Origin of the sequence: Aerococcus kribbianus (assembly GCF_026805545.1) — a bacterium.
GTDB classification, from domain to species: domain Bacteria; phylum Bacillota; class Bacilli; order Lactobacillales; family Aerococcaceae; genus Aerococcus; species Aerococcus kribbianus.
The window spans coordinates 79,340-99,138 of record NZ_JAPRFR010000001.1 but is presented as its reverse complement, the minus strand read 5'-3'; the positions used below and the strand labels follow the sequence as shown (position 1 = coordinate 99,138).

Below are 19,799 nucleotides of genomic sequence, written 5' to 3'. Positions count from 1 at the left end.
TGACGATTTCACTCTTATTTAGCCGAAGAAGCGCATAATATCATTCCAAGTCACTGCAATCATTAATAAGAAAACTAAAACCACACCGACTATATTGATATAAGCCTCTATCTTATGAGAAAGTGGCTTACCACGGACTAATTCAATAAGATTCAAAACTAGTTTCCCACCATCTAAGGCTGGAATAGGTAAGAGATTAACAATACCCAAGTTAACACTCAATGCCCCTAACCAGGACAGTAAACCTAACCATCCCATAGAAACCACCTGGGAAGTCGCTTGGTACATATAAACTGGCCCCCCAAAATTATTAATATCGAAGCCATTTTTGACCATTGAGCCGATAACAGCAAACACCATAGCGATTATAGCCCATGCCCGTTGAAAACCAGCAGCAATAATGGTTAATGGGTTCATACTTTGACTTGGGGTCACGCCCAGTTGGCCTATCTGACTTCCATCACTAGCTTGAGCAGCTGTTGGCGTCACAGTAATGCTATGCTCCTTACCATCGCGTTGATAGGTCAAGTCTAATTCTTCTTTGGGGTGATTGGAAACAGCATCGCCAATCGCGGCAAAAGAATCAATCGATTGGCCAGCAATTTCTGTAATTTGATCTCCTGCTTGCAGACCAGCATCAGCAGCCGGACTTGAATCAACCACATCGCCAATGACAGGATCATTAGTAGGCACTCCTCCTTGGAAGAAACCTAATAGAATAAAGGCTAAAACAGCCAAAATAAAATTATTCATCGGCCCCGCAAAATTAGTCAGCATACGTTGCCAAATTGACGCCGATTGAAATTGTCGATCGCTAGGAGCAACCTTAATAATAGTCCCATCTGCTTCAACTAAATTGGCCGTACGACTCACTCGAAAACGTCTTACGTCTGTTTGACCAAAGGGAATTCCTTCGATAAACATTTCATCCTCTAAATCGCTAGCAAATACTTCGATCGGTAAGCCATTATAGTTTTGCTGGTCAGTGGCTAAAGAAATCGTTTCTACTTGACCATCACTATCTGTTTCTAAAATTAATTGCATCCCACGCTCAATTGTTTCCGCCATTTCGTCTAGACCAGCCATCCGAACATAGCCCCCAATAGGCAATAGTCTTAAGGTATAAGTGGTTTCATCACCTTGATAATGGTAAATTTTTGGCCCCATACCAATTGAAAATTCTCTCACTAAAATATTGGCACGTTTGGCAAAATAAAAATGACCAAACTCATGAAAAATGACAATTATTGAGAAGATAAGAATAAATGCCACTATAGATTGCATAAGACTAACCCCTTTTTACTAAAAGAATGAAATTATAAAATAAAACATTGGCAAAGAAATTAACATATTATCAAAACGGTCTAATAGTCCACCATGACCAGGAAGGATTTTGCCAGAATCCTTGACGCCATAATACCGTTTAATCGCGGATTCTACCAAATCACCTAATTGACCAATGAAACCGATTAAAATCACTACAATCAGGTTTTGCCAAATCGTGATGCCAAAGAAATTATCAAAGGCCAACAATAAGGAAGATAAGGCAAAGGCGCCAATAATACCACCAATAGATCCTTCCACGGTTTTATTAGGTGAAATATCTGGTGCTAATGGCGTATGACCTAACTTACGCCCCACAATATAGGCAAAGGAATCATTTCCCCACACTAAAACCATGACAAAAATTAAGGGCATTAAGCCATAATGACGTGTTTCGATAAGAAAATGATAGCCCCTACCGACATATAAAGCACTCAAAGATAAGGTCCCTACCGTCTGAAAGTTGACTCTTTGTGGTGCAAAAACAGAAATATACAATAAGAGCACAGTGCCCGCATAATAGACAATCATTTGGTCAATATCATTGGGCAAGCTGGCCATATACTTACTGGGTAAAATCAATAGGACAGTAATCAGTATGGTCAAAAAAGATTCTATAGTCCATAAGGGCAACTTAGCCATATGGATCAACTCGCTAACTGTCACAATACCCATAAAAACAACCAAGCACTCAAAAGCCCAGCCACCCATAATCAATAAGGGTAAAAACACTGCCAAGGCAATGATGGCAGTGATCACTCTTTGTCTCATCACCCTGCCTCCTTCCTATTTACTGTTAATTTGTTCTGAAGTCTTACCAAAGCGCCGATGCCGACGTTGGTATTCAAGAATACACTCCTTAAAAACTTCCTCATCAAAATCTGGCCACTTAGTATCAACAAAATAAAGCTCAGCATAAGCTAGCTGCCATAGCAGATAATTACTTAACCGGACTTCGCCGCTGGAACGAATCAAGAAGTCTGGATCAGCATAATCCCCTAATTGAGCCGTCATCAAATGTTGGCTAATGACAGTTTCATCAATAGCTTTAGGCTTAAGTTCCCCAGTTTCAACCTCTTTAGCAATGGTCTGGACAGCTTGGGTGATTTCATTACGTGAGCCATAATTAAAGGCGATATTCAAGATAAGACCAGTATTATTTTTGGTTTTTTCTAAGGCATTCTTGATATAGGATTGGGTCAATTTCGGAGCCGCACTCAAATCGCCGGACAAACGTACCTGAACATTATTTTTAATTAAATCAGGTAAAATTTCATCATTTAATATTTTAGGTAATTGCATCAGATAGTTGACCTCTTGGGCTGGACGCCGCCAATTTTCAGTTGAAAAAGCATAGGCCGTTAAAACCTTGACGCCTAGTTTATGTGCTGCAATAACGACACGTCGTAAAGCCATCAACCCTTCATAATGGCCTTCTGTGCGTTTTTGACCGCGCTCTTGGGCCCAACGTCCATTTCCATCCATAATAACAGCAACATGGTTAGGAATTGGTAATGTTTCCTTGATTTCATTTAATTGGTCCATACTATCCCCCCGAACTTACTTAACCCATTGTATCAAAGATAGGGCACAAAAAATACTAAAATGTTATTAAAAAAACTCCAGAAAAGTGTAAGCACTTTACTGGAGTCATTGAATAGTGGCTATTCTGACCAACTAGACATTAAGAATTTCGCTTTCTTTATTTTCAGCGATAGTTTCCATATTTTTAACACTGGCATCAGTTAATTTTTGAATGTCATCTTCATAGTTGCGAACGTCATCTTTAGTGAGTTCATTATTTTTTTCTGCTTTTTTAACTTCATCCATGGCATCACGACGAATATTACGGACAGCAATCTTACCATCCTCTAAGTCACGCCCTACTAATTTCACTAATTCTTGCCGACGTTCTTGGGTCAAGGCTGGGATAGTTAGGCGGATAACATTACCATCGTTTGTTGGCGGGATACCAATATCTGACATTTGAATCGCCTTATCGATTTCTCCTAGAGAGGATTTATCATAAGGTGTAATCATCAACATCCGAGGCTCGGGAGTCGAAATGGTGGCTAATTGATTAAGAGGGGTTGGTGCTCCATAGTAATCAACATTAATCCCGTCTAACAATGAGGCGTTAGCCACACCTGCCCGAATACGGTTCAGTTCCCGTTGTAGGGAGTCTTCACTTTTCTGCATACGCTTCTTGGTTTCATTTAATAAATTTTCAATTGCCATAATTATGACTCCTTATCTGAAATTGTTGTTCCAATGGCTTCGCCTAAAACAACGCGCTTAATATTTCCGCTTTCATTGAGGTTAAAGACGACAAGAGGAATATGGTTATCCATGCTTAATGAACTAGCAGTCGAATCCATTACTTGTAGGTTCTTGTTGATAATTTCTAAATGGGTTAATTCGGTATATTTTTCAGCTGAGGCGTCTTTCTTAGGATCGGCTGAATACACCCCATCAACACCATTTTTGGCCATTAAGATGACATCGGCATCGATTTCGGCCGCCCTTAATGCAGAGGTAGTATCCGTTGAGAAGTAAGGGTTCCCTGTTCCAGCCGCAAAGATAACGACCCGGCCTTTCTCTAAATGACGTTCAGCCCGTCGTCTGATGTAAGGTTCAGCAATTTGGCGCATTTCAATAGAGGTTTGTACCCGAGTAGGGACACCAATATTTTCTAGGACATCTTGTAAGCCTAAAGCATTCATAATTGTGGCAAGCATCCCCATGTAGTCTGCTTGAGCGCGTTCCATACCCATTTCTTCACCAGTAATCCCACGCCAGATATTACCACCACCTACAACGATGGCAATTTCAATACCCAGTGCATGTACTTCTTTGATTTCCTGGGCAATTTTCTTCATTGTTTCAGGATCAATGCCAAAACGATCATTACCAGCTAAGGCTTCCCCACTCAGTTTTAGAACAATTCGTTTATATTTTGCTTCTACCATAATTTAGCTCCTTATAAAAAAGGTTGGAAATGAGCTGTCATTCCCAACCTTGTCTCTCGAATGAACCAACTCATTCTATCACGTTACTGAATTCTTATTTACCCATTTGGCTTGCTACTTCATCAGCGAAGTTTTCTTCACGTTTTTGCATACCTTCCCCTACTTCGTAACGAACAAAGGAGAGTACTTTAGAATCATGGGCAGCTGCAAATTCGCTAACAGTTTGGCTATCATCTAGTAAGAATTTTTGATCAACTAAGCAAATTTCAGCGAAGAATTTCTTCAAGCGGCCTTCAATCATTTTTTCAACGATATTAGCAGGTTTTCCTTCTTTTAAGGCTTGTTCAGTTAACACTTCTTTTTCGTGTTCACGAACATCAGCAGGCACGTCTTCTTCGTTAAGGAAGCGAGGTTTCATTCCTCCAACATGCATTGCTACTTGTTCAGCAACAGATTGGTCAGAACCTTCAACTAGGGTTAATACGGAAATACGACCACCTTGGTGAACATAAGTACCGAAAGATTGGTCATCGGATTTTGTGACTGTTTCAAAACGACGTAAAGAAATCTTTTCCCCAATGACAGAAGTTGCTTCACGCAAGTAGTCTGCTAGTGATTCCCCATCAACATCAATGCTTAAAGCAGCATCAAGGTCAGCAGGTTTATTAGCTAAAATATTTTCAGCGACTTTGTTTAATACTTCAATAAATTTGTCATTTTTAGCAACAAAGTCTGTTTCAGAGTTAACTTCAACGATTGCAGCGTCGTTACCATCAACAACAACTTTAGTTAACCCTTCTGCGGCGATACGGTCTGCTTTTTTATCAGCTTTAGCAAGACCGTTTTCACGTAGGTAGTCAACTGCCTTGTCCATGTCACCTTCAACGGCTACCAATGCTTTCTTGGCATCCATCATACCTACACCAGTACGGTCACGTAATTCTTTTACTTGTTTAGCTGTTACTGCCATTTGAATAAATTCCTCCTAAGTAATTTATGTCTAAATAAAAGGCTACCTTATAAGAGAAGCTTTTTCCGCTTGCACCTTATAAGATAGCCAGCTACTCTAACCATTATTTTACGCTATAATGTTTGATACTTCAAGACTTGACTTTGCTTATTCAACTTCTTCAGCGTTGTCTAAAACATCGTCAGATTCAAAGTCTTCAGCAGTGATTTCTGCTTCAGCTTCTTCTTGAGCGCCTTGTTGGCCTTCGATTACAGCATCAGCCATAGTTGCTGCAATTAATTTAACGGCACGGATAGCGTCATCGTTTGATGGGATTACGTAATCAACATCATCTGGGTCACAGTTAGTATCAACCATAGCTACTACAGGGATGTTTAATTTTTGTGCTTCCGCAACAGCGATTGCTTCTTTACGCGGGTCAACAACAAACATTACGTCTGGAATACGTGGCATTTCTTTGATACCACCCAAGAATTTTTCAAGACGTTCGCGTTCTTTAAGAAGGCCAACAACTTCTTTCTTAGGTAAAACATCAAATGTGCCGTCTTCTTCCATACGGTCAATATTTTTTAGGTAGTCGATTCGTTTTTGGATAGTTTCCCAGTTAGTTAAGGTACCACCTAACCAACGATGGTTAACATAGTATTGTCCTGCACGTTGGGCTTCATCGGCAATTGAATCTTGTGCTTGTTTCTTAGTTCCGACAAATAATACCACACCATCATCTTGGGCAACAGAACGTACAAAGTTATGGGCATCATCAATCAATTTCACAGTTTGTTGTAAATCGATAATGTAAATGCCGTTACGTTCAGTGAAGATGTAAGGGGCCATTTTAGGATCCCAACGACGTGTTTGGTGTCCAAAGTGTACACCAGCTTCTAATAATTGTTTCATGCTTACTACTGACATAAATAATTCCTCCATTTGGTTTATTTTCCGCCGCTACTTCTAAAAAACGCCACTCGTTATTGAGCACCACGCGTTTTCATCCATAGCGTGTGAATTTACTGTGCAATAGGCACCAAATCATTCTAACAAATTACTCTTCTAATGACAAGGGTTATTTAATTAATCCCCAAGATGAATTGTAAGTCTTCAAGACTAAGTGATTGTTTGGCTGATCCATCTTCAGCAAAGAGTTCATCAAAAAGCACACGCTTCTCTTCTTGTAATTCGGCAATTCGCTGTTCGATGGTCCCTTCAGTAATAAAACGATAAACTTCTACATCATGAGTCTGACCAATTCGGTGGGCCCGACCAATGGCTTGTTCTTCAACCGCTGGATTCCACCATAAGTCATAAAGGAAGACAGTATCTGCTCCCGTTAGGTTCAATCCGACTCCCCCTGCCCGCAAGGAAATTAAGAACACTTTACGCTCTCCTTGGTTAAAGGCTTGCACCTGAGCTTGACGGTCTTGCTTTTTGGTCTTCCCGGTAATTGAATAATAAGAAATGCCCATGGCTTGTAAGTGGTCTTCCATTAATTTAAGCATAGAGGTGAATTGAGAAAAAACTAATACCGATTTATCTGCATCTAATGCTCGATCTAAAGACTCTTTGAAATATTCAAACTTACCAGATTCACCTTGGTAATCTGCATTAATCAATTTGGGATGACAACAAATTTGCCGCAAACGGGTAATTCCAGCCAACAGATCCATATGCATATTGGCTTGTTTATCATGGGCTTGTAGTTTATGTTTAATATCTTCTAAATAAGCTAAGTAGATATTTTTTTGCTCGCGTTCCAACTTGGTATAACGATCAGTGACTTCCTTATTAGGTAGGTCCAAGGCCACCTCTTCCTTGGTACGACGATAAACGAAAGGTGAGACCACACGACGGATTTCTTCCGTAGCCATTTGTTGGTAGCTTTTAGCTTCTGGAAGTAGTCCAGGTAAAACAATCTGCATCAAGGCCCAAAATTCATTGAGATTATTTTCTAATGGTGTTCCTGATAAGGCCAAGCGCATTAAGGCGCCTTGTTTTGCGACAGACTGATAAAGCATCGTTCGTTCATTTTTAATGGCCTGAGCTTCGTCTAAGACCAAGATATCGTATATCGTTTCTTGGTAAGCGTCCTTGTCATTACGGTAACTCTGATAAGAAGTAATCGCCACAGTATGGTCGGTTTGCCGTAAGTCTTCTCGCTCTTGGGCTGACCCATCAATCACTAACACTTTGATGTCAGGAGCAAACTTACGGAATTCATAGGCCCAGTTATAAAGCACAGAAGCTGGCGCTAAAACTAAGCCTTGTATCGCTTTGTCGTTGTTCCAACTAGATAAGATAAAGGCAATGGTTTGCACCGTTTTCCCTAGCCCCATTTCATCGGCTAGTAACCCTCCTAATTGATACTTACCCAAAGCCTGCATCCATTTGACCGCTTGTAATTGGTAATCGGCCAAGTCGGTTTTTAAGCCATTTAAATCAACCGACATGTGGTCTTTGGAATGAATCACTTCATCATAAAATTGTTGGAAGAGCTCTTGACCTTTTAAGGCGGAGGCATATGGCAAGGTTTGATAAATAGGAACAACATCCCCATTATGCCAAGTCTCATTTTGTTGATTGAGATGTTTAAGCATGTCCGTTTCTTGGTCTTCTAAAATATTTTGCACATCGAGCACTCGACCATCATCCATTTGATAATAATCTTCGGCATTCACAATGGCCGCTAGAATACGGTCCACTTCCTCACTCTCAACATCATCAATAGTGAAGTCAATACTCAAATAACGGTTCCCTGAATCGCTATTAACCTGTAAACGTGGGTTGATATTTTCAGCGTCTAAATCAGCTAATTTATCGGTATAAGAATAAGCCCAATCAGCAGGCATCATATGCAATAAGCGCTTGAGATAAGCCATAGCTTGGGAGATTGAAGCAAATTCAGACTGGTAAATATCCCCTTGAGGAGAGAAGCCCAGAGAAATCAAAGTATTTTCAACCGTGATTTCTTGGAGATAATCCCTAAACAAAATGGCTTGATCAGGCAATTTTGTCTCCCCCAAACGCTTCCCTATTTGATAGTCGCCATAATGAAAGACGACGGCAATCTCTAGGGCATTGGCTTGGGCATTAAAGACTAATTCAACAATTTGTTGATCAGCTAAAGCTGAAATTTTATCCTCAGCTATACCATTAATGGTCCCTAATTTGGTCAATAAATAGCCAAACAAAGCAAGGAAGGCATGAGCATCTTCTTGATCTAAATCTAAGGTGAAATCATTTTCAGCAATTTGTTGGTGAACTAAATCCAAAGCACTATACTCTTTAGCAGATAAATTCAGCCCTATAATGCCTTGGTCACTGGCGGCAATGCCATAATTTTGGAAAATTTTAATTTTAGGGTTAAAATTTAATTGCCAATTTTCTCCTTGATCATTGATTGCTAAGACTTGAGCTTTTTCCTGACTCAAGTGAGGATGTAATTCTTCTTGATCAATGATGAGCTTAATATCAAGTGCCTTAGCTGTATCTGGCGCGATTAATGCTGTAAATTCATCAGCCGATAAGAAGTACCGCTGTTTCAAGTTTTTACTCTCGGGCGCATGGAGCATCTTACTGGCTAATAAATTAGTAAACTGATAGTTTCTAGCCAAATGATTGAGAAAGTCATAAGCCGTTTTATCAAAACAATAAGGACTTAATAAAACTTGTTCTCGCTCACGATTTGGCAAGGTATATAGACCTCGTTCATTAAAAATGTGAAAGAATTGTTCCAAATCAGTGACGTAATATTGTCTTTGGTGACCTATTTTTAACCGTAAATAAAATAAATCATGATAATCAATTTGAAAGGCTGAAACTGCTTCATTATATATTTCAATAGTAATAGCAAGTTGAGTTAAACTAGGCCGCTGATTCATCTGATTATTGCTCACTTGAAATTCTTGGTCAAACTCTTCCACCAAAGTATCCACCAAAGGCTCACTATCTTCTACTTCTGGATAGCGCCTTAACTCATCATTAAATTTAAATACCCGGGTCATTCCTAACTCGCGCAAGAATAATTCAGCGGCCACTGTATGCTTGCAATAACCTTTCTTGGCAAAAGCATCACAGGAACAATAGTCTTCTTCCTTGGCCGTTCCATCTAGAATCACCTTATAAGTTTGGTCGTCAATGATTTCCGCTCGCCACACGGTTTCCGTTTCATCAGGTACCAGTTTAATGACACGATCCTGGTTGACCAATTCACGGCCTTCTTCCATTGTTTTACTAGCAATACTCCATTTCATGCTTTACACCCCGCAGAATTCGCAATTTCCTATTTCTCAATTATAACATTAAATCAAGTAATCTGCAGTGTGAAGGGTTTCCACAACAATATCACGAAATAACAGGATGTAAGTCAATCGCAACAAGGGACGGACCATATCGAAAAAGACAAAAAATGGTAACAGCCATTTTGATGGCTCATTCAGAAATGGACGCCGGCCCTGCGATTGCGAGCTCGACTATGAGGATGCGATGAAAAGCAAAAAGGCTGGGATAAAAATCCCAGCCTCTCAAACAGTGGCTCTATTGCTATTTTGTTTATAATCTAACGTCGCAATTGAGCTTGTCATAAATACCTCTCATCCTGACACTACTCCGTACGCAGAGCAGTGACTGGATCTTTTTTGGCTGCTGATCGTGCTGGGTAAAGTCCACCCAAGACGGTAATTACAGTCGCTAAGAGGATCAATGCCATGATAGCTGGCCATGATAGATAAGCAGAGACATCTGGCCAGTCAAAGACATTATGGATCACATAATTGGCGATAAGAATTATTGCGTACGACACGCCAATTCCCACTAATCCTGATGTTAGACCAATTAGTAAGTTTTCTGCAATGAACATGGTTGTAGTATTGTTCTTGCTAGCACCTAAAGCGCGTAAAACACCAATTTCCTTGGTCCGCTCTTGAACAGAAATGTAGGTGATAATTCCAATCATAATAGCCGAAACAATCAATGACACTGAAACAAACCCGACTAATACATAGGTAATTACATTAATAATCGAAGCGACTGATGAAGTTAGTAAGCCAACAAAGTCGGTATAGGTAATTTGTTGTTCAGCATCCACTTCATTATTATAGTCAGTGATCAACTGATTGAGTTCATCTTTTTGATCAAAGGAATCCGTATAAATATTAATTTCTTCTGGATGGTCATAGTCAACCAAACCAAATGTTTCTAAATTATCATTATAATTAAAGTCAGCTAAAGCATCATCATAAACTTGTAAGAAGTCTTCGTCGCTAGCATCATTAGCTAACCACTGATCAAATAAACCGACAATCGGGCTAGTGTCTTGATCCCCATTAGCTGAAACATTAGGTATTTGTCCACCCATTAGCATCGCGGCTTGGCTATCATCGCTGGCTGCTTCATTGTCAGCACCGGCTTGATTTTGGTCATTATCAGCAACATAAGTAAAGAAGGCCATCGCTTTTTCGTCATCGGCTAAGTTTTTCAAATAGTCTTGGGCTTGAGAAATCTTTTCCCCATCACCTTCTGCTTGGAATGGTGTACCCGTTAAGACATTAGTTTCCGGGTTATTTTTTTGCGCTTTGACTACTGGACTCTGGTCGGTTAAATCAGCGAGTTCACTGGTTAACTGGTCCGTATAAACAAGTGGACCCCTTAAAATAGAAGTAGCTTGCTCATTATTTGGGGTAATAATTCCCACAACCTCAATCTCATAGCCTTGGTCTTTGACCTTATCTTTACTCGGTTCTTCCTCAGATAAAGTGAAAGTATCATTATCTTCTTGTTCATAGTTATAAGCAGTCGGTAAGAGGTGGTAGGTCTTGTTTAAAACTTGATCATCTGTAAATGGGGTTTCAATAGTCTCCTCTCCTGCTTCAACCGCTGATTGAATATCATCGTATTGGTCTTGAGTAATCAAACCTAGTGACAAGGCATCTTCAGGGAACAGAGAATAATCGGGATTGGTCACTAGAAGCACTTGATTGGCTTGATTAGGCCAGTCACCAGCCACTAAATCATAATTATTTTTAATCAGTGGACTAGGCGCATGGTTGTCATCAGTCAACATTTCTTGGAAATTTTCTCCTGTTTCATCCTCATCTCCTGAAAACGAAAAGTTGGCACCAAAGCTTGGCTGGTCGTGCTCTTCAGCCACAGCATCGGTGTTAATCCATTGACCTTCACTGTCTTCAGTATAGGCTGAGAATTTCAAATTGTATTTATAGTCAATCCCATTTTTACCAATAGCGGATTGCGCTCGATCATTATTTTCTAAAAATTCTTTGAAAGCAGTCAAGTCATTGGCTTGGGCTCCTTCTGTCAAGGTATTTTCCGCTTCCATTTGCATGGTATTCAATTTCAAACCATCAAAGTCGCCATCCATGGCTGCTTGAGTTTCAGAAGAAAAAGACTCGCCCATTTCAAAGAGGCTGGCCAAATCCATTTCTTCAGAGCGAATCGTTATCGGGTAAGATGCTAGAGTATCTTCTTGAACTTGGCTAATATAGTCGCTCACCCCATTTGCTAGTGCTAGGATAAGAGCAATCCCAATAATCCCAATCGACCCCGCAAAAGCAGTTAATAAAGTACGGGCTTTCTTGTCCCAAAGATTATTAAAGGAAAGGGCCATAGCGGTCCAAAATGACATGCCTGCCTTTTTAGCAGGGGCTTGACCACTTTGCTGCGCCTCAGAAATATCATAAGGACGCGAATCTGAAGTAATCTTCCCATCTGTCAGACGCACAATTCGATTAGAATATTCTTCGGCCAAGTCGGGATTATGGGTCACCATAATCACTAAACGATCTGTGGCGACTTCTTTGAGCAAATCCATTATAGCCACAGAGGTTTTGGAATCCAAAGCTCCTGTGGGTTCATCAGCTAGGATAATTTCAGGATCATTAACCAAGGCCCGAGCAATGGCTACCCGCTGCATCTGCCCACCAGATAACTGATTAGGTTTCTTATGGATATGGTCTTTTAAGCCCACCTTTTCTAAGGCTTGGATAGCCTTATCTTCTTGCTCATCCTTGGATAAGCCCCCTAATTTCAATGCTAAGAGAACATTATTTAATACCGATTGGTGGCCAATCAAATTATAGGATTGGAAGACAAAACCAATCGAATAATTACGGTAAGTGTCCCAATCACGGTCCGAATAATCCTTGGTGGACCGACCATCAATCTTAAGATCTCCACTATCATAACGATCAAGACCACCAATAATATTTAAGAGGGTCGTTTTCCCTGATCCGGAGGCGCCTAATATTGAAACAAACTCATTTGCTCTAAAGGCCAGTGAGATATCGTCCAAGGCATGCTGGGTAAACTCACCTGTAGTATATGACTTATTAATATGTTGGAGTTCTAACATCTTGTCCCCTTTTCTTCTTTCTTTAATATTTTGCCAAAAAAATCATTACATTTTGCTTACTCGCAATTATTTTAACGTTTTTTTTGCTGACGTCTAGCTATGCGCTCATCATGGTCACGTTTCGCTGCATCTAAGTCATAAAAATAGTCAGGATTTAAAATAGCATCATTTTCAGTAAAAGCATCCTTCATAGCAGTTTCTAAGGCCTGACTTTGTTCTTTAGATAAGCGTTTCACATCCGGCATGGGAATAGTCTGCCCTACTCGAACCTGGATACGATTTTCTGGCTTACGACTAAAGATTTGCCCTAAAGTCATGGGGCCTTGGAAAACCACTGGTAAAATATCGGTTTTGGCCATTTTAGCGATGGCCACTGCACCTGGCTTGATTTCATCAGAATAGCGAGACCCTGTGGGAAAGATACCTAAATGTTTCTCTCCTCCCTTTAAGACCCGGACAGCTGCTTTGATGGACTTGGCTTGGGGCTTATCTCGGTTGATAGGAATAACCCCTAATTGATTAAACAACCAAGAAAATAAGGCATTAGAAAATACTTCCTCTTTAGCCACAAAGGCAACTTTTTTTGGGTAGAGAGCGATAGCCACCGCAACAGGATCAAACCAAGACCGGTGGGGGGCCACCACCATATAAGTTTTTTCCGCATCGAAATCTTCATGATACTCATAGTGGCCTTTCCCATTCACTAAACGTAATAAGCCAGAAACGAGACGAATTAGTAAACTATAAAGCATGTCTTAGTTAAACCTCACTTTCCTGAAATGTTTGTAATTGATACATATCATAGTAAGTGCCACCCTTAGCAATCAATTCATCATGGGTGCCGCGTTCAATAATTTGACCATGACGCAAGACCAGAATTTGGTCAGCATCTTTAATGGTAGACAGACGATGAGCAATAATAATTGTCGTTCGACCCCGCCGCATATTAGCCAAACCAGCTTGGATTTTTTGTTCAGTAGCGGTGTCAATATTGGCTGTTGCTTCATCTAGAATCAAAATTTTAGGTTCCCTCACAATGGTCCGAGCAAAACTTAATAATTGTTTTTGCCCAGTAGAGAAGGCTGCACCTCCTTCAATGACCTTGGCATGGTATTGACCATCCAAATGATTGATGAAATCATCTGCCTTCACAAATTCAGCTGCAGCTTGGACATAGGCAGGATCATAGTCCCCATGGAGAGCAATGTTATCAGCAATGTCGCCATAAAACATGAAACTGTCTTGTAAGACTAAGCCCATTTTGTCTCTAATTTCTGCCATGGGAATTGCTTTGATATCTTGGCCGTCAATTTTTACCTGTCCTTGATCAAAATCATAGAAACGCATAAGGACATTAATAATTGACGACTTGCCTGATCCTGTCTGTCCCACTAAGGCCAAAGTTTGGCCAGCTGGTAATTGGAAGTTGATATCATGGAGTACTTCATTTTCCCCATCGTAGGAGAACGACAAGTTGTTTACTTCAATCGCTCCTTCTTCGATTTGTCCTTGAGCGCCTTCAAGCGATTGGGGCGCCATTTCATTATAGGCTAAAAGTTTTTGGACCCGAGATCCTGACACCATACCATCTTGGAAGATTGATAAGGAATCAATCATTTGACCTAATGGATGGAAGAATGACTTGGAGTAAGAAGTAAAGGCATAGATTACCCCAATATCAACTGCTATACCTTGTAGGAATTGCTTTCCTAATAAATAGAGCACTAAAGCCAAGGCCAGAGCTTCAATAAGATTAATGGCTGGCATCAATAATAGGGCGTCCATTTTAAACATTGCTTTACGAGCAACAACGTACTCTTGGTTGACGGCATCAAATTCAGCCATCATCCGATCTTCTTGACCAAATAATTGGATGATTTCAATTCCCGAGATGGATTCACTCAAACGCGCGTTCAAACGACTCAAGGCTTCCCGCATTCGACCATAAATAATAGTCGAATATTTTTGATAGGTGTAAACAAGCAACAAAAGAATCGGTAAAAAAGCAATAAATGATAGGGCTAATTGCCAATCTAAGGCAAACATAGCTACACCAATAGCCACTAGGTTAAAAATCCCATTAAAGAGATTAAGGAAAACATCCCAAAATTGTTTAATGGTTTCGGTATCATTCGTCACCCGCGACACAACTGTTCCATTAGGCACTTGGTCAAAATACCGCATGCCTAGATGAATCACATGATGGTAGAGACGGTTACGAATATCAGCTACCGTTTTCTCAGAAGCCATTCGGAAACTATAGTGTTGCAGGTATTGCAATAAAGCTTTGAGAACAGTCAAAATAAAGTAAAAAACACTCATCTTAATCGTAATCGTCATTGTAACTGATTGTGTGGCCAAATAATTGTCCATATATTGTTGGATGACCACAGGCAGGTAAGCAGCAATTCCTGATACCCCTGCCATAGCAATAAAGGCCAAAGCAAATTGACCCAAATAAGGTTTAGTAAAAACCATTAACCCAGTAAAAATTTGCCATTGTTCTTTGAGAGAGAAGGAAGTTTTACGATTCGCTATTTTTTCCATTGGTCACCCTCCTCTGTTAATTTAGCTTGTAATTGTTGCTTACTATAAGTTTCTGCATACCAACCACCAGCAGCAACAAGTTGCTGATGCTGGCCACGTTCAATAACTTGACCATCATCCATCACCAATATCTCGTCTGCATGCATCAATGAAGACAGCCGATGAGCCGCAATCAAGGTTGTTTTATGGGCGCGATAACTTTTTAGATTATTAAGTATACGTTCCTCTGTCTGAGCATCGACTGCAGACAAGGAGTCGTCTAAGATAAGATATTCAGGTTGAACAGCCAAAGCGCGAGCAATAGAAATCCGTTGCTTTTGCCCTCCTGATAAGGAAACACCCTTTTCTCCAACCTGGGTATCGTAACCCAGTGGAAAGGACATTATATCATCGTGAATATCAGCCAATTTAGCATATTCTTCCACTTCTTCTTGGCTTAATTTAGGATTGGCAAAACGAATATTTTCTCTAATAGTATCGGAAAATAAAAAGTTATCCTGAGGGACATAGCCAAAAGCTTGGGACAAGGAATCAAGCGAGAAGTTTTTAATATCTTCATCATTAAAACGAATATGGCCCTTATAATGATCGTATTCTCGCAACAAGAGTTTAAACAAGGTCGTCTTACCCGAACCTGTTCGACCAGCAATCCCTAAGGTTTGACCATCTTCTAGGCGAAAATGCACATTACGAATATTAGTCCCTTGGTCTTCATCAGGATAGGTAAATTCGTCCACAGCAAAATCAATTTGACCTGCTAGAGGCTTAGAAGTTGTTTTATCACTCTCTACAATATGAGACGTTTCATCTAAGAGCGCTTCCACTCGGTCCCAAGAGGCATTCCCACGTTCTAAAGTATTAACCAAATTACCCACTGCCAAGAGTGGCCAAGTCATATTAGCCAAATAAGAAAAGTAAGCCACCAAATCACCTATAGAAATCCGTCCTGATTGAACAAAGAAGGTTCCCACAAATAAAGTCAAAACATAGGTCAATCCAATAATTACTTCAATCACCGGGCTATAAGCCGCCTCTATCTTATACACCTTTTGGTTTGTCTCTACGACATGGTCAACAGCGCCTTGGTAGTCTTGATAGAAGTCTTTTTCCTCACCAAAGGCCTTGACCACTTTAACACCAGAAATACTTTCTTGCACTTGATCATTTAACTTAGAAAAAGCTTCCAATGAATAGCGGAAGGATTGATTCATCTTCTTGCCCAGGACGCGAGAGGTAATAATTAACAAAGGAAAAGGCAAGATAGTTAATAAGGTTAACTTCCAATCAATCAAAAATACCATAGAAAAAATGGTAACTGCAGAAATGGAAATTGAATCGGTTAGCGTTAATATCCCCCCACCTGCTACAAAACGTAAGGCGGCTAAGTCATTCGTCGCATGGGCCATCAAATCCCCAGTTCGATATTTATGGAAAAAATTAGCATCCATTTGAGTAAAATGTTTAAAAAGCCGGTTACGCATAATTGATTCCAACAAGGTAGAATTGCCAAAGATCGCAGTCCGCCAACCAAAACGCAACACATACATAATTAAGCCAAACACAACAATTAAGGCAATTTGACTAAACAATAAGCCAGCCGTAAGTGTGCCATTGGCAATTTGATCAATAACATTACCAACAATTCGCGGCGTAGCTGCCGTCAAAATAGCACAGGTAATCAAAGCGAAAACTCCAAAAAGATAGGACTTCCATCTTAATTTAAAAAACCATGCTAATTTTTTGAAAATTGAAAACATAACAAACCTCCTAAGATTTAAAGGATGAGAGTCAATCGCAGTAAGGGACGCACCATATAGAGAAGACAAAAAATGACGGACCCATTTTGATGACTCATCCAGAAATTGACACCGGCCCTGCAATTGTGAACTCGACTAAAAGGGTGCGACAAAAGTCATTAAGAACAGAATCTTGGACCAAAACATGAAAGATGTCAAACAGCCATCTGAGAGATTTTGGGAAAGCTAGTCTGTTCTGGCTTTTGAACCCCAACTCAGAATGCGAGTCAATCGCAATCACTTCCTAGCTAAGTGCAAAGCAAGTAGCCTACTTAGCAATAAAGCTGGGACCGTGGTCCCAGCTCTCATTATTATTTACGTTTTTTTGTTGCGCCACGCATTGATTGTGAAATTTGGCGTACGCGCTTAGCAGAAGGCTTTTGCCCCATTTGCGCCATCATGGTACGGATCATTTCTTCAGAAATTGGTGGGTTTTCTTCAAAATACTTCACCATATACTTCCGCGAGATGAAAAAGCCTGCCACCATTCCCACAAGTAATGCAATCACTACAACAAAAATCCATGCTCCAGTCGTCATTTCTACAATAACTCCTCTCTTTTTATCACCTTTCTATTCTACTAGATGTTAGCTCAATTTGCAAAAACTTATAGTGGTTTTTTCGGCAAATTAGCCAAAATTTCTTGATAAGGCTTAGGTAAAGGCACTGTAAAAGTCAACCGTTCCATCGTCCTAGGATGAGTAAAAGATAAGGTCCCAGCGTGCAAAAACTGCCCTTGCTTAGTAAAGAATTGGTCTTTATGTTCCCGAGCATAGAGAGGATCATCGACTACGGGGTGACCGATATACTGCATATGAACTCGAATTTGGTGGGTTCGGCCTGTTTCCAAACGTAAGCCCACATGAGTGTAGTCTTGAAAACGGGTATACACTTTAAAATGAGTCACAGCAGGTCGCCCCTCTTCATGCCCTTCATAGCGCAAACGGTCTTTAGGGTGACGACGAATTGGAACATTGATGCTTGCTTGGTCTTCCACAATTTGCCCATAGACCAAGGCCGTATAAATCCGCTCCATGGAATGATTTAAAGCTTGTTGACTCAAGTGGTCAAAAGCCAAGTCAGATTTTGCAACCACCAATAAGCCCGTAGTATCCTTGTCAATCCGATGAATAATGCCTGGCCGATACACTTCTGGACTAGCAGCTAAAGACTCACCATTTTCTTCGACATGAGCCAATAGCGCATTAACTAAAGTCCCGTCTTTATGCTTGCCACCAGGATGGACCACCATATCCTTGCCTTTATTGACCACAATAAGATCTTCATCCTCATAAACAATATCTAAGGCTAGCGCCTGAGCTTGAGGGGGAACCACTTTGGCTTCGATTTCTGGCGGATGGACTTGAATCGCATCCCCCGCTTGTAAACGATAAGAAGCCTTTTCTACTTGACCATTAACTAAGACATGTCCCGCTTTAATCCAATCTTTTAATTGCGTACGACTAATTTGACTAAGTTCTTGACTAAGATAGCGATCCAAACGCTGATTCTCCCCTGTCGAATTCACTTGCCATGTTTTCATCACGCTACCCCCTATTGCTTGTCTTCAGCGATAAACAAAGTATAGATGATTAATAAGATGACACCAATGGTTAGAAAGGTATCAGCCAAATTAAAAATAGGAAAATCAATAAACTCTAATTTAAACATATCAACCACATAGCCTAGTCGTAAGCGATCGATAAAATTACCAATAGCACCTGCTATGATTAAGGCAAAAGACAAAGCTGCTAGAGGATGCTGACGCCCATCATGATGCAAAAGATAAACAAGAACCACTAAGACAGCCACGGTAATCAAATAAAACAGCCACATTTGACCACTTAAGATGCCCCAGGCCGCTCCATCATTGTGTAGGTAAAACAACGATAAGACAGAATCAACCATCGGATAGGTTACATGTAGGTCTAAATTACTGACCACCCAAAATTTAGACAATTGGTCGAATATGACCAAAATTAATATTAATAGATAATAGATTAGCATCATGTCATCCTTTCCAAGGCACTTAGAGTTGTTTAGCAACTGCTTCTTTAGCTAATAGATCCGCCTTCTCATTATAGGTGTCTCCAGTATGGGCAGCCACCTTATGAAAAGAAATTTTTAAATTCTGTCTTTGTTCCTGCATATAATCTCGATAATCTTGGGTATAAGTTTGCTTGGCCTGCCAATCTCCTTGGGCCCAGGCAGCAATTCCAGCGTAGTCATAATATATTTCTAGGGTTTTGGCATTCATGGTCTGGGCGACCTTTACCGCCCGCATGGCAGCCATAATCTCTCCAGCGACATTGCGCATTTTAGCCAAGTCAGCAGAATTGCCTGACCCTTGGAAATATTTTTCCTGGTCTTGATATAGAACCACACCCCCATAACCATAACGTTGAGAAGTCTTATCAAACGACCCATCCACATAAACCCGCATCACATTAGGATCTAAGCTTTGCGATTGCGGCGCTTGTGTCTGCCCCTGGTCTAAATAAGTTTGCGCGTCTTGTCGATTCTTGAACGATTTAAATTCAGCTCCCGGAAAGGCACTAACCTGTTTTTGGCATTCTGGCCAAGAATGAAACAAGCCCGTTTTTCGGCCCTTACGCACAGCATAGATTTTACCCATGTTTTAATCCTCCTTCGAAAAAAAGAAAGGAGTCAGGACTAGCGTCCCGACCCCTTTCTAGGTCTCATAATAAGCGGGTGACGAGAATCGAACTCGCGACAACAGCTTGGAAGGCTGTAGTTTTACCACTAAACTACACCCGCAGGTCTTATATAGTTTTCTTAACGACAAAAACTATTATAACACCTTTATCTTATGA

Annotated in this window: 16 protein-coding genes and 1 tRNA gene; all 17 read right to left on the bottom strand. The window is 40.4% G+C overall.

Going from position 1 to position 19,799, the window contains the following annotated elements; genetic code table 11:
* Positions 1–18: 18 nt before the first annotated feature.
* The gene (gene rseP, locus OW157_RS00550) at positions 19–1,284 is read right to left on the bottom strand and encodes an RIP metalloprotease RseP (RefSeq protein ID WP_268751380.1); all 1,266 of its coding nucleotides are present in this window, start codon (positions 1,282–1,284) and stop codon (positions 19–21) included.
* Between the two features lie 18 nt (positions 1,285–1,302).
* The gene (locus OW157_RS00545; protein WP_268751379.1) at positions 1,303–2,094 is read right to left on the bottom strand and encodes a phosphatidate cytidylyltransferase; all 792 of its coding nucleotides are present in this window, start codon (positions 2,092–2,094) and stop codon (positions 1,303–1,305) included.
* Between the two features lie 15 nt (positions 2,095–2,109).
* Positions 2,110–2,868, bottom strand: coding sequence for an isoprenyl transferase (locus tag OW157_RS00540; protein ID WP_268751378.1), 759 nt, complete (start codon positions 2,866–2,868; stop codon positions 2,110–2,112).
* 132 nt (positions 2,869–3,000) lie between these two features.
* Positions 3,001–3,561, bottom strand: a complete 561-nt coding sequence (gene frr, locus OW157_RS00535; RefSeq protein ID WP_268751377.1) for a ribosome recycling factor — start codon at positions 3,559–3,561, stop codon at positions 3,001–3,003.
* Positions 3,562–3,563: 2 nt separating this feature from the next.
* Entirely contained in the window at positions 3,564–4,292 is a 729-nt protein-coding gene (gene pyrH, locus OW157_RS00530) for a UMP kinase (protein WP_268751376.1), read from the bottom strand.
* 94 nt (positions 4,293–4,386) lie between these two features.
* A complete protein-coding gene (tsf, locus tag OW157_RS00525; protein ID WP_268751375.1) occupies positions 4,387–5,262 on the bottom strand; it encodes a translation elongation factor Ts in 876 nt (291 codons plus the stop codon).
* Between the two features lie 147 nt (positions 5,263–5,409).
* Positions 5,410–6,174 (bottom strand): 30S ribosomal protein S2, encoded by a 765-nt coding sequence (gene rpsB, locus OW157_RS00520; protein ID WP_268751374.1) that lies wholly within the window; start codon positions 6,172–6,174, stop codon positions 5,410–5,412.
* Between the two features lie 155 nt (positions 6,175–6,329).
* Positions 6,330–9,509, bottom strand: coding sequence for an SNF2-related protein (locus tag OW157_RS00515; RefSeq protein ID WP_268751373.1), 3,180 nt, complete (start codon positions 9,507–9,509; stop codon positions 6,330–6,332).
* Between the two features lie 350 nt (positions 9,510–9,859).
* Positions 9,860–12,622, bottom strand: a complete 2,763-nt coding sequence (locus OW157_RS00510; protein WP_268751372.1) for an ABC transporter ATP-binding protein/permease — start codon at positions 12,620–12,622, stop codon at positions 9,860–9,862.
* 71 nt (positions 12,623–12,693) lie between these two features.
* Positions 12,694–13,374 carry a lysophospholipid acyltransferase family protein gene (locus tag OW157_RS00505; protein WP_268751371.1) on the bottom strand — a complete coding sequence of 227 codons (681 nt, stop codon included), beginning with the start codon at positions 13,372–13,374 and terminating at the stop codon, positions 12,694–12,696.
* A 7-nt stretch (positions 13,375–13,381) separates the two neighbouring features.
* On the bottom strand, positions 13,382–15,169 hold the full coding sequence (locus OW157_RS00500; RefSeq protein WP_268751370.1) for an ABC transporter ATP-binding protein: 1,788 nt from the start codon (positions 15,167–15,169) through the stop codon (positions 13,382–13,384).
* Complete coding sequence (locus OW157_RS00495; RefSeq protein WP_268751369.1) at positions 15,157–16,926, bottom strand: ABC transporter ATP-binding protein; 1,770 nt, start codon at positions 16,924–16,926, stop codon at positions 15,157–15,159. The genes OW157_RS00500 and OW157_RS00495 overlap by 13 nt, the downstream gene beginning before the upstream one ends.
* Positions 16,927–17,276: 350 nt before the next feature.
* Positions 17,277–17,504, bottom strand: a complete 228-nt coding sequence (locus tag OW157_RS00490; protein WP_268751368.1) for a YneF family protein — start codon at positions 17,502–17,504, stop codon at positions 17,277–17,279.
* Between the two features lie 68 nt (positions 17,505–17,572).
* A complete protein-coding gene (locus OW157_RS00485) occupies positions 17,573–18,508 on the bottom strand; it encodes an RluA family pseudouridine synthase (protein ID WP_268751367.1) in 936 nt (311 codons plus the stop codon).
* An 11-nt stretch (positions 18,509–18,519) separates the two neighbouring features.
* On the bottom strand, positions 18,520–18,972 hold the full coding sequence (gene lspA, locus OW157_RS00480) for a signal peptidase II (RefSeq protein ID WP_268751366.1): 453 nt from the start codon (positions 18,970–18,972) through the stop codon (positions 18,520–18,522).
* Positions 18,973–18,994: 22 nt separating this feature from the next.
* Positions 18,995–19,600 carry a ribonuclease H family protein gene (locus tag OW157_RS00475; RefSeq protein ID WP_268751365.1) on the bottom strand — a complete coding sequence of 202 codons (606 nt, stop codon included), beginning with the start codon at positions 19,598–19,600 and terminating at the stop codon, positions 18,995–18,997.
* Between the two features lie 72 nt (positions 19,601–19,672).
* Positions 19,673–19,743 (bottom strand) — tRNA-Gly (locus tag OW157_RS00470).
* Positions 19,744–19,799: the final 56 nt, after the last annotated feature.

Coding starts and splice junctions, on each gene's coding strand:
- rseP (WP_268751380.1), bottom strand. CDS start 1,284: ATGCAATCTATAGTGGCATTTATTCTTATCTTCTCAATAATTGTCATT.
- OW157_RS00545 (WP_268751379.1), bottom strand. CDS start 2,094: ATGAGACAAAGAGTGATCACTGCCATCATTGCCTTGGCAGTGTTTTTA.
- OW157_RS00540 (WP_268751378.1), bottom strand. CDS start 2,868: ATGGACCAATTAAATGAAATCAAGGAAACATTACCAATTCCTAACCAT.
- frr (WP_268751377.1), bottom strand. CDS start 3,561: ATGGCAATTGAAAATTTATTAAATGAAACCAAGAAGCGTATGCAGAAA.
- pyrH (WP_268751376.1), bottom strand. CDS start 4,292: ATGGTAGAAGCAAAATATAAACGAATTGTTCTAAAACTGAGTGGGGAA.
- tsf (WP_268751375.1), bottom strand. CDS start 5,262: ATGGCAGTAACAGCTAAACAAGTAAAAGAATTACGTGACCGTACTGGT.
- rpsB (WP_268751374.1), bottom strand. CDS start 6,174: ATGTCAGTAGTAAGCATGAAACAATTATTAGAAGCTGGTGTACACTTT.
- OW157_RS00515 (WP_268751373.1), bottom strand. CDS start 9,509: ATGAAATGGAGTATTGCTAGTAAAACAATGGAAGAAGGCCGTGAATTG.
- OW157_RS00510 (WP_268751372.1), bottom strand. CDS start 12,622: ATGTTAGAACTCCAACATATTAATAAGTCATATACTACAGGTGAGTTT.
- OW157_RS00505 (WP_268751371.1), bottom strand. CDS start 13,374: ATGCTTTATAGTTTACTAATTCGTCTCGTTTCTGGCTTATTACGTTTA.
- OW157_RS00500 (WP_268751370.1), bottom strand. CDS start 15,169: ATGGAAAAAATAGCGAATCGTAAAACTTCCTTCTCTCTCAAAGAACAA.
- OW157_RS00495 (WP_268751369.1), bottom strand. CDS start 16,926: ATGTTTTCAATTTTCAAAAAATTAGCATGGTTTTTTAAATTAAGATGG.
- OW157_RS00490 (WP_268751368.1), bottom strand. CDS start 17,504: ATGACGACTGGAGCATGGATTTTTGTTGTAGTGATTGCATTACTTGTG.
- OW157_RS00485 (WP_268751367.1), bottom strand. CDS start 18,508: ATGAAAACATGGCAAGTGAATTCGACAGGGGAGAATCAGCGTTTGGAT.
- lspA (WP_268751366.1), bottom strand. CDS start 18,972: ATGCTAATCTATTATCTATTAATATTAATTTTGGTCATATTCGACCAA.
- OW157_RS00475 (WP_268751365.1), bottom strand. CDS start 19,600: ATGGGTAAAATCTATGCTGTGCGTAAGGGCCGAAAAACGGGCTTGTTT.